This window comes from Streptomyces sp. PU-14G (assembly GCF_041028275.1).
GTDB lineage: Bacteria > Actinomycetota > Actinomycetes > Streptomycetales > Streptomycetaceae > Streptomyces.
Genome location: NZ_JASKYT010000257.1, coordinates 1 through 10,223 on the forward strand (window position 1 = coordinate 1; position 10,223 = coordinate 10,223).

Genomic DNA, 10,223 nt, shown 5'->3' on the forward strand with positions numbered 1-10,223 from the left:
GCCCTACCGTGCGACCATGCCGTCCGCGAAAGCCAGCGGGGGGGGGGGGGGGGGGGGGGGGGGGGGGGGGGGGGGGGGGGGGGGGGGGGGGGGGGGGGGGGGGGGGGGGGGGGGGGGGGGGGGGGGGGGGGGGGGGGGGGGGGGGGGGGGGGGCCGCCCCCACCCCTTACGCCACCGCGACTTCCGCCTCCTGTTCACCGGGCGCGCCCTCTCCCTGCTGGGCGACGCCGTCGTCCCCACCGCACTCAGCCTCGCCGTACTGCGGGCCACCGGATCCACCGCGGCCCTCGCCCTCGTCCTGGGCTGCGCCATGCTGCCCAAACTGCTGCTCCTGCCCGTCGGCGGCGTCCTCGCCGACCGCTTCCGCGCCCGCACCGTCGCCCTGACGACCGACCTCGTACGGTGCGCCTCACAACTCCTCGTCGGCCTGCAACTCCTCGGCGGCGAACCCTCGCTGGCGGTACTCGCCACCGCCGAAGCAGTGGGCGGCGCCGCCTCCGCCTTCGCCATGCCCTGCCTCTACCCGCTGGTCACCGGCACCGTCCCCGCGGCAGGCAGGCAACGGGCCAACGCGCTGGTCGCCACCGCCGAGAGCGCCAGCAGACTCGGCGGCCCCGCCCTCGCCGGACTCCTCGTCCTGACCGTGGGGCCCGGCTGGGCGTTCCTCCTGGACGCGGCCACCTTCGCCCTCAGCGCCTGCCTCCTGGCGCTGCTGCGGGTCGCACACGTGCCCCTGCCCACCCGCTCGTTCCGGGCCGACCTCGCCGAAGGCTGGACCCAGGTGATCAGCCGCGCCTGGTACTGGCCCAGCCTGCTGGCCCACGCGGTCCACAACGTCGCCCTCTCCGTGCTGCTCGTCCTCGGCCCCGCCGTGGCCGTGGAACAACTCGGCGGCGAAGGCGTGTGGGTCGCGGTCGTCCAGGCCGGCGGCGTGGGCCTGCTGGTCGGCAACGCGCTCTCCTCCCGCGTCTACCCGCGCCGCCCCGTCCTCACCGTCAACCTGCTCGGCCTGCTCTTCTGCCTCCCCCTCGCCCTGTTCGCCGCCGCCGCGCCGGCGCCGTGGACCATCGCCTCGTACGGCGTGGCCATGGCAGGGCTCGGCTACCTCAACCCGACCTGGCAGACGACGGTGCAGAACGCCATCCCGCCCACCGCGCTGGCCCGGGTCACCTCCTACGACTGGCTGCTCTCCCTCGCCGCCATGCCCGTCGGCTACGCCCTCGGACCCTGGGCCGCCTCCCAGTGGGGCACCGCGGTACCGCTGACGGCCGCCGCCGTGCTGGCCTCGGCCGGAGCGGCCACCGCCGCGGTCCCGGCCGTACGGCGCTTCGCACCCGGCGGCCCGCCCCCCGTACACGACACGCAGGGCACACCGCAGCACCCCTCACCCCCTGGCCAGGACCCGGACCCGGACCCGGACCCGGGACAGGACCAGGACCAGGACCAGGGTCAGGACCCGCGCCCGCGCCCGCGTCCGGCCGACGGCCCGCCCACCGGCGCCACACCCGGGTGACCGACACGGCGGTCGACATCCGGCGGGAAGGGGCGGAGAGGCCGGAGGCAGGGGGACCACGGCGCGGGGAGAGCCCGCACCGTATCGTGCGCCGGATGGGACGCATGCCAAACGTACGGACCACCGCCGCGACGGCCCTCGTCGTGGCACTCGCCGCGGCGGGCTGCGCGAGCGACGGCAACGGCACCTCGGCGGGCAGCCCGGCCAAGCCCTCGGGCCGGGACGGGGTGCGCTTCGAGACCGACCACCCCCGCGCCCGCGCCGACCAGCCCACGACCGTGCGGCTGGAAGGAGCCACGCCCCGCACCCGCATCGCCGTCCGGGCCCAGGCCAAGGACCAGTCCGGCGGGACGTGGGCCGCCACGGTGACACGCACCGCCGACAGCGACGGAACCGTCGACCTCGGCCGCGACGGCACCGGGCGGCTGCTGTCCGGCATGCTGCCCACCGGCGGGCGCACGGCGAAGATGACCGGCAGCGGCAAGGCCTTCTCCTACCACCCCGGGCCCCCCGCCGAGCAGCGCGCCTACACCGTGCGATTCACCGCGACCGCCACCAGCGGCAAGAACAAGGGGCAGCGCGTCGCCCGCCGCGACCTGGTGAGGCAGTGGCTGACCGAGGGCACCACCCACCGCAAACTGACCGTCGCCAAGGACAAGGTCGACGGGGATCTGTACCTGCCGCCCAAGGGCGGCGCCCGCCAGGCGCCCGTCCTCGTCTTCGGCGGCTCCGAGGGCGGCAACGCCGGAACGTACACCGCCGCGCTGCTCGCCTCGCACGGCCACCCGGCGATGTCGGTGTGCTACTTCCGCTGCGGAAAGGGCTCGGACCGCCCGAACGGCATCGACGACATCGACCTCGACTACTTCACCCGCGCCGGCGAGATCCTGCGCGAGCAGGAGGGGGCCGACCCCGACCGGCTGGCCGTCATGGGCAACTCGCGGGGCAGCGAGGCGGCACAACTGCTCGGCCAGCGCCGCCCCGAGGTCTTCCACGACGTCATCGCGTACGCGCCCTCGTCCAAGGTCAACGGCCCGTACCTGAGCGGCACCACCGCCTGGACCGACCACGGCAAGGCGATCCCCACCGGACCCATCCCCCTCGACCACGTCCGCGGCAGCGTGCTCGCCGTCGCAGGCGGCAACGACAAGATGTGGGGCTCGCAGGCCGCCGCGGGCCGCATGGCCGAACAGGGCGCCGACAAGCTCGTCTACCCGGACGCAGGACACCACGTCAACTGGTTCCCCTTCGCCCAGCCCGGCCAGGAGGGCGGCGCGGACGGTGCGGTCACCCGCACCTCCGAGGCCGACCAGCGGGCCCGCGCCGACTCGTGGCCGAAGGTGCTGAAGCTGCTGAACTGAAGCGCAGGTCGCAGCCCTGCTCAGCTCTCGTTCAGCTCTCGCTCAACTCTTGTGGGCGCTCAGCGCTTGGGGGCGCTCAGTCCCTGCTGAGCTCAGCTCTTGGGGTCGCTGATCTCCTGCTGGCGCGCTTCAGCTGCTGGCGGCGCGCTCAGCTCTTGGCGGCCAGCGTCACGACGGTGACGTCCGATTCCGCGCCCACGCGGACGGGCGGGCCCCAGGCGCCGGCGCCGCGGGTGACGTACAGCTGAGTGTCGCCGTAGCGGTCCAGCCCCGCGACGGTCGGGTTGGCGAGGGCGGCGAGATAGGGGCCCGGCCACAGCTGTCCGCCGTGGGTGTGGCCGGAGAGCTGGAGATCGACGTGGTGGTCGGCGGCCTCGTGCACCATCACCGGCTGGTGCGCCATCAGCACGACGGCGCGCGAGGTGTCGCGGTCGCCGAGCGCCTTGTCGTAGTCGGGTCCTTCGCCCTGCGCCTCGCCCTGGATGTCGTTGACGCCCGCCAGGTCGAATCCGGGCAGCTCGCGGCGGGCGTTCTCCAGCGGGTGGACGTTCAGCTCGCGCAGGTGGTCGACCCAGGAGTGCGCGTCCCCGAAGTACTCGTGGTTGCCCGTCACGAAGTACGAGCCGTGGCGGGAGCGCAACGCGCGCAGCGGCTCGGCGGCGGGCCCCAGATCGGCGACGGTGCCGTCGACCAGGTCCCCGACGATGGTCACCAGATCCGGCTGGGCACGGTTGATCGTGTCCACGATCCGCTGCGTGTGGGCGCGGCCCAGGATCGGCCCGAGGTGGATGTCGCTGACGACCGCGATCCGGTACCCGGACGCGCTCCTGTCCAGCTTGGCGAGCGGAATGGTCAGGTGCTTGAGCGTCGGCCCGTTCAGCACGCCGTAGGCCCCGGCCGCGGTGGTGCCGAGCCCGGCGGCCCCGGCGGTGACCGCGAGGGTACGGGCGAGGAAGACCCGGCGGGTGGGCACGGGGGCGGAGAGGGGGACGGCGAGGGAGCCGGTGCCGTCGGCGGCGGTGCCGTCGGCGCCCGCGGGGTCGGTCTCCGACGGCACCGGCTCCGGCACGGGTGCCGGGGCCGGACCTTCGGTACGGGGGGTGGCGGCCCGCGCCCGCCCCCAGGCCGTGCGCCTGAGCACGAACCGCACCAACTCCGCGGCGAGCAGCGCCAGCATCAGGTACAGCAGGCAGGCCAGCCACAGATAGCCGGGCCAAGCGAGGATCTGTTCGAGCAGGAAGGGCGCTCCGGCGCGGCCGGATACCAGGGCGCCGACCGTGGTGAGCGGCAGCAGCACCGCCAGGACCGTTCCGGTGCGCCGCCACCAGCCGCCGGGCGCCGCCACGTCGCGGACGAAGCGCCGCCACAGGTGGAGGTGGGCACCCACGAGCGCGCCCAGCACGACGAGCCCCACCAGTACGAACACAGCCGCCATGGCTGTTCCTCCCCCTCGCTCTCGGGCCTGCCACCCCCCGTCAGCTGCGCCGGGCCGCCCTCAGGCCTCTCCGGCCGATCAGACCGATCGCCGTTCCCGGCTGGTGATCGCCGGCAGCAGGTGGCTCCAAGGTAGCCGGTCGGCCGGCGCCGCCGAACGCCTGTCCGCTGCTCGCCGGCAGTGTGGGACCCCTGGCGGCGACCTGCGGGGAGGCGTGTGCGTACGGTGGTGCCGCAAGCCCCTGAACGAAAAGGAACAACCCATGAAGATCGGACGCCTGGTTTCCTGGTTCCTGTTCGCCTTCGGCGTCTGGTCTTGGGTGGTATGGATCACGTTCGCCAAGAACTTGTTCAAGGACGCCAGCGGCCTGGCTTTCGACAACGGGGATCCGACCGGCTATTTCTGGGTTCACCTGACACTCGCCATCGTCTCTTTCCTGCTGGGCACGGCGATCGGCGTGCTCGGATTCCGAGGCATTCGCGCGAATCGCCGCTGACGACATGAGCACCATCCGTGCGCCCCAGAGGTAGCGCACGAATGGGACTGCTTGCCGCGTCAGCCGTTGAACTCGTCGGCGACCGCCTGCGCCGTCGACTCGTCCGGCCAGTGCGCACGCCCGTCCGGGGTGTGCACCAGGTGACCGGCGGGGTCGATCAGGTACGAGCGGCCGTCGGCCACTTCGACCCTGTACCGGGAACGCGGCGGCACATCCGCGCCCGCAGCCGGAGGCAGGGGGCGCAGCTCGTCCCCGTAGCGGTAGAGAGCCAGCGGAGGCCCGACGGGGACGGGCACGGCCAGGCGGTAGATGTGGGGCGCGGGCCCGGTGATCTGAGCGATTGTTCCCGCCGCGCCGGTACGAACGTCACGCACTGGTGCGCCTAGCTTCCACATGTCGGTACGCTCCGCACGGTTCGCTGTGCGTGGCGCCCCTCGCGCAGATGCCGTTCGAACAGCGCGGAGATGTCCGCCGTGATCTCGTCCGTGTCACCCCGCGAGAGCTGCGCCCGGTACCACGCGCAATCCAGACAGCTTTTTCGTACACGCGGATCGCGCGTGCCGGTAACGTCTTCCATGTCGGCGACTCCCATAAGTCGGTGGCCACACCCCCGGACCGGTCACGCGGTCGCGGGGGCCCTGTCGCTACAAGCCTCCGTGCGCCGTAGGCGCCCGAATAGCGGCCTCCCGTAGGCCAGTTGTCGGCCAGAATGGGCATATGGGCAACGACATCGGGGCCAACATCCGGCGCGAGCGAGAGGCACGGGCGTGGAGCCAGGCACGCCTGGCGCGTGAGGTATGCCGTGCCGCGCGAGTCCAGGGTGATCCTGTCGGGCGGCAGGAAGTCAGCCGTTGGGAGACGGGGAAGCGCAAACCCCGGGAATGGCTGCCATTCATCGCTGCCGCACTGTCCACTCCCGTGGACGTGCTCAGGGCGCCGCAGGAGCCCACGTCTGTGGGAAATCCGGTGCCGACACTGGCCGACTTTCTACCCGAGGGCGATGACCCCCTGAGCCCTCTCAACGCCCGTCAGGGGCGTCGCATCGGCATGGGGCACGTAGTCGATCTGCAACAGCGCGTGCACGGTCTCCGCCTCGCTGACGACGTACTGGCCGGCGGTGACCTCATCCGGCCGGCGCTGCGGGAGCTGCGTTCCGCTGTACGACTGTATCGGGAAGGCACCCACACGGCGGAGGTTGGCCGACAGCTCCTGCGACAGATCGGCGAGTTGGCGCAGATTGCCGGGTGGGTCGCCAGTGACGCGGGGCAGTACGGCGAGGCGGAGCGTATCTACAGGCTGGGGATGAGCGCGGCCAGGCAGGCAGGGGACCACACGTTGGCCGGGAACGTTGCCGGATCACTCGCCTACCAATTCAGCAACACAGGGCGGGAAGAAGAGGGCCTTTTGCTGGCCAGGGCGGCGTTGCACGGCGCAGGAGAAGCGGCAGCGCCGAAAGCGCGTGCGTTGTACCTGGACCGCGTTGCCTGGGCCCACACGAAGGCGGGGGGCGTCGACAACGCGCGACAGGCCATTCGGGCCCTGAAAGAGGCGTCGGAAGCACTCGGCGAGGACGGGGGAGGCAGCGAAGCGCCCGCATACCTGTACTGGGTGGACGCCGGGGAACTGCGCGTCATGGAATCCCGTGTGTATACCGAACTGCGCCGCCCGTTGCGCGCGGTCCCTCTACTCAGAGACGTACTCAACGCGTACGACGCGACACACACGCGAGAAATGGCTCTCTACCTGTCGTGGCTTGCCGTTGCCTACGCGGACGCCAACGAGCCGGAGGCTGCGGCGGAAACGGCGGAGAGGGTCATCAGTCTCTCCTCTGAGGTGAGCAGCGAACGGACAGCGGAACGGGTTCGCGTCGTACTGACGAGCCTTCGGCGATACGCGGACGTTCCGGAGGTTGCGGACTTGCTCGCCGGGCACGAGGCAGCGTAGCCGCAAGGGGCGCCACCGTGGGCGCCACCGCAGGATGCGCCGCGCGAGCCACGCCAGTTTGCAAAAGGAACGCAAAGTCGGATGGGGGGCCGGGGGTGGGCGAAGCCCCTCCGGCGGTACGCGCCGCGCAAGCCAGCCCTCACGCATGTGACGACTTCCACAGCACCGAAAGGTGTAAATGGCAAGCAGTTTCCATCGTTCGCTTATATATTTAAAGAATGCAAACTTCGTCGACAGACGACGAGCAGCGGATCGAGCAGGCAGCGCGTGGTCTGCTGAGCGGTATCGGGAGGCTCTCCCGGCTCCTGTTCCGGACCGGCGACTTCGGGCTCCCCCGCAGCTCGGCCACCGCACTGGACGCCCTGGAAGAAGGTCCGCGCCGGGTGTCCGAGCTGACCTCGCACACCGGACTGACCCAGCCGCGGGTCACCACCGTCCTCAAGGAGCTGGAGACGCGCGGGCTGGTCGAGCGCAGGTCCTGCGCTCGGGACGGCCGCGCCACCGAGGCCCACCTCACCCCGCTCGGCCGGGAGCTGCTGGAGCGGGGGCGCCGGCGCATGGCCGCCGCCCTGCTCGAAGGGCTCCACGCGCACGCCGACGACCCCGAGCACACCGTCGCGGTCGCCCGCGAAGCCGTGTGCACCCTCCTGACGTCCCTGGAATCGGAGGCCAGTTGAGCACATCAGCCACCATGACCCCCCAGCAGACAGCACGCGTTTCCCCCGGCAGCGAGGGGCCCGCCGGCACGGGCGGCAGCGATGCCGGTGACGGCGCGGGCCCCAGCACAGGCACAGGAGCGGGCACAGGCACGGGCACGAGAGCGGGCACGGGCGCAGGCACCGACCCGGACGGCGAGCCCGGCGCAGCCGTCCTGCACGCCCCCCGCCGGGTGAGCGGGCCACGCCACTGGTGGGACTGGGTCCTGGCCGCCGACCCGGGGCTCGGCCAGCTCCAGGCCGGCTGGCGCACGCTGACCTCGATGGTCGTCGCCCTGGCCGTCGGATACGGCATGTCCGTGGCCACCGGGGTCTCGGCCATGCTGGGCATGATGGTCGGCGGCATGATCGGGCTGATGAGCTCGTTCGCTGTCGCGGAGAACACCCCGCTGCGGCTGACCCGCGCCATCCTGTGGCTGCCGATCCCCTACTCCGCGATCCTGCCGGTCTCCGCCTGGCTCCACCAGGACCGGGTGCTCGAACTGTGCCTGATGGGCGTCGCGATAGCCCTGCTGTTCTTCCTGCTCAAGTTCGGCACGATCGCGCTGCTGACCGGCATGATGATGTTCAACGCCTTCATGGTCGGGATGATGACGCCCATCCCGCTGCACTCGTGCGGCTGGCTGTTCGTCATCGCCGTCACCACGGCGGTCGCCGTCCTGGGCGTGCGGCTCCTGCTGTGCTATCCGATGCCGCGCGAGGACCTGCTGCGCACCCAGCGCGCCTTCGTGGTCGAGGCGCGCCGGGTGGCCGACGCCGCCGCCACCGCGCTGGACCCGGACGCCGACGCGGCCGTCGCCACCCGCCGCATGCGCCGCGCCCTGCGGCGGCTCAACGTGACCACCCTCACCATCGACGGCAACCTCGCCCAACCCGAGGTCGCCGCGGAGCCCGAGTCGGCGGAGCTGCTGCACCAGTACCTCTTCGACGCCGAGCTGGCGCTCCAGGGCATCGGCCAGGCCACCCAGCAGCTCACGCAGCGGCACGTGCCCTCCCGTCTGCGTGAGGCGCTGGTCGTCGGGCTCGTCCTCGCCCGCGACACCCACCTGGGCCGGGCCGACGCGCTGCGCCCCGCGGCGGAACTGATCCGCCAGCAGGCGACCGCGCCCCTCATGGACACCGACGCGGCGCAGGAGTACGGGGGCGGCGAGGAGGCCGAGGTGCGGGCCGCGGCCCGTCGTGTCGCCGATCTGCTGGACGCACTCGCCGACGCCCTGGCCTGCTGGCTGAATCTGGGCTGGAACTCGCCGACCGCCCGCGCCAAGGTGCCGTTCAAGCAGACCGTCCTGCTGGAGCGCGGGCGCCCCGCCGCGTCCGGACCTGCCGCGCAGCGGGTCGCCGAGGCGCAGGTCCCGGACACCGGCTGGCGCCGTGCCGTCCCGTATCTGAGGGCACCGCTGGCCGCAGGACTCGCCGCCGCGCTCACCATTCCGCTCGCCGACGCCATCAACGGGCAGCGGTTCTACTGGGGCCTGATCGGCGTGATGATCACCCTGTTCGGCACCAATACCACCCACGAGCGGCTGCGCAAGTTCGCTCACCGCATGGTGGGCACCGTCATCGGCGCGGTCATCGGCATCGCGCTGCTGCACGCCGTCGGACACGGGCACGTCTACGCGATGCTGACGGTCATCGTCGCGGGCATCACGTTCGGCGCCTGGGGCATGTCCCGCGCGTACGCGCTGTGGGTCGTCGGCCTGGTCGTCGCGCTGACCCAGCTGTACGGGCTGACCACCCCGTACGACGGCATGGACCGGCTGCTGACCGAGCGCCTCGTCGAGAACGGTCTCGGCGTGCTGATCGCCACCGCGTGCGCCGCCGCGGTCTTCCCCGTCGCCACCAGGAAGGTGCAGCGGGAGGCAGCACGCGGCTACCTGTCCGCGCTGGAAGACCTGATCGAGCAGGTCGCCACCCGCTGGAAGGAGCCCGAGGCCCCCATCCGGCTGCGCGGCGCGGCTCGCGCGGTGGACGCCGCGCTGTACCAGATGCAGTCCGTCGTCCGCCCGCTGGTGCGCATGCCGCTGGGCGCCCGGGGACGCACCGGGGACAACCTGCTGGCGCTGCTGGGCGCCGCCACCCGGCACGCGCGCTCGCTGGCCGCGGCGGCGGACGTCGACCTCGACACCGCCCCTGAGCTGCGCGCCCGCGTCGACCGGGTCACCGAGGTCTTCGCCGGTTCCCTGCGCTCCCTCGACCAGCAGCTCGCCACCGGAGGGGGCGAGAACACCTGGGTACGGGTCAGCCCGCTGATCCGCGAGCTGGAGGCCTCGCCGCCGACGCCCTCCGGGGCCGGGGCCGGCGCCGACCGGCTGCGGGCCGCCCTGCGCGAACTGGCCGCCCTGGACGAGGTGCTGGCCAGCCTCGCCGACAACCGCGGCATGCGGATCGTCCTCGCCCCTGCCGCGGACCCGCGCGACGGCGCGGACGGCGAGCCCGCCGCCCGGGCCCCGCACCCCGTGCCGGGTTCGGGCGTGCCGCCCCGGACGCCGTCCGCTCCCCAGGCGCACCGGCAGGACCTGCACCGTGCCCTGGCCGCCCAGGCGTTCGCCGCCTCCGCCGCGCGCCTCGCGGACCCCCGGCGGGGACAGGCGGACGCGCGGCCGGGGGACGCGGACCCGCGGCCGGGACACGCGGACGCGCGGTCCGATCGGGCTGACGCGCGGCCCGGGCGGGCGGGTGCCGCCGGTCGGTCCGTCCCGGTCTTCCCCGCAGGGCAGGCGCCTGGCTCCTCCGGCCCCTCCGGCGAACGCACCGCACC

General features: G+C 73.1%; 7 protein-coding genes and 1 pseudogene. 6 read left to right on the top strand and 2 right to left on the bottom strand.

Going from position 1 to position 10,223, the window contains the following annotated elements; all coding sequences use genetic code 11:
- Window positions 1–160: 160 nt before the first annotated feature.
- Window positions 161–1,513 (top strand): annotated as a pseudogene (locus AB8Z75_RS24805) (MFS transporter); the annotation flags it as partial.
- A 95-nt stretch (window positions 1,514–1,608) separates the two neighbouring features.
- A complete protein-coding gene (locus tag AB8Z75_RS24810; RefSeq protein WP_369205611.1) occupies window positions 1,609–2,874 on the top strand; it encodes an alpha/beta hydrolase family protein in 1,266 nt (421 codons plus the stop codon).
- A 148-nt stretch (window positions 2,875–3,022) separates the two neighbouring features.
- On the opposite strand, the gene AB8Z75_RS24815 is transcribed toward AB8Z75_RS24810, so the two are convergent.
- Complete coding sequence (locus tag AB8Z75_RS24815; protein WP_369205613.1) at window positions 3,023–4,309, bottom strand: metallophosphoesterase; 1,287 nt, start codon at window positions 4,307–4,309, stop codon at window positions 3,023–3,025.
- Window positions 4,310–4,571: 262 nt separating this feature from the next.
- On the opposite strand from AB8Z75_RS24815, the gene AB8Z75_RS24820 reads away from it, so the two are divergent.
- Window positions 4,572–4,805: an SCO4848 family membrane protein gene (locus AB8Z75_RS24820; RefSeq protein WP_369205615.1), complete on the top strand. Its 234-nt coding sequence runs from the start codon at window positions 4,572–4,574 to the stop codon at window positions 4,803–4,805.
- Between the two features lie 59 nt (window positions 4,806–4,864).
- Here AB8Z75_RS24820 and AB8Z75_RS24825 read toward each other — a convergent pair whose 3' ends face one another.
- Window positions 4,865–5,179 (bottom strand): hypothetical protein, encoded by a 315-nt coding sequence (locus AB8Z75_RS24825; RefSeq protein WP_369205617.1) that lies wholly within the window; start codon window positions 5,177–5,179, stop codon window positions 4,865–4,867.
- Window positions 5,180–5,522: 343 nt separating this feature from the next.
- On the opposite strand from AB8Z75_RS24825, the gene AB8Z75_RS24830 reads away from it, so the two are divergent.
- The 3 genes from AB8Z75_RS24830 to AB8Z75_RS24840 all read left to right on the top strand — a co-directional run.
- The gene (locus AB8Z75_RS24830) at window positions 5,523–6,749 is read left to right on the top strand and encodes a helix-turn-helix transcriptional regulator (protein ID WP_369205619.1); all 1,227 of its coding nucleotides are present in this window, start codon (window positions 5,523–5,525) and stop codon (window positions 6,747–6,749) included.
- Between the two features lie 218 nt (window positions 6,750–6,967).
- Window positions 6,968–7,426 (top strand): MarR family winged helix-turn-helix transcriptional regulator, encoded by a 459-nt coding sequence (locus AB8Z75_RS24835; RefSeq protein ID WP_369205621.1) that lies wholly within the window; start codon window positions 6,968–6,970, stop codon window positions 7,424–7,426.
- A partial coding sequence (locus AB8Z75_RS24840; protein WP_369205623.1) for an FUSC family protein occupies window positions 7,423–10,223 on the top strand: 2,801 nt, incomplete at its 3' end. The genes AB8Z75_RS24835 and AB8Z75_RS24840, both read left to right, overlap by 4 nt.

Bases quoted from the DNA above. Each gene is read 5' to 3' on its own strand.
- AB8Z75_RS24810 (WP_369205611.1), top strand. From the start codon at position 1,609: ATGGGACGCATGCCAAACGTACGGACCACCGCCGCGACGGCCCTCGTC.
- AB8Z75_RS24815 (WP_369205613.1), bottom strand. From the start codon at position 4,309: ATGGCGGCTGTGTTCGTACTGGTGGGGCTCGTCGTGCTGGGCGCGCTC.
- AB8Z75_RS24820 (WP_369205615.1), top strand. From the start codon at position 4,572: ATGAAGATCGGACGCCTGGTTTCCTGGTTCCTGTTCGCCTTCGGCGTC.
- AB8Z75_RS24830 (WP_369205619.1), top strand. From the start codon at position 5,523: ATGGGCAACGACATCGGGGCCAACATCCGGCGCGAGCGAGAGGCACGG.
- AB8Z75_RS24835 (WP_369205621.1), top strand. From the start codon at position 6,968: ATGCAAACTTCGTCGACAGACGACGAGCAGCGGATCGAGCAGGCAGCG.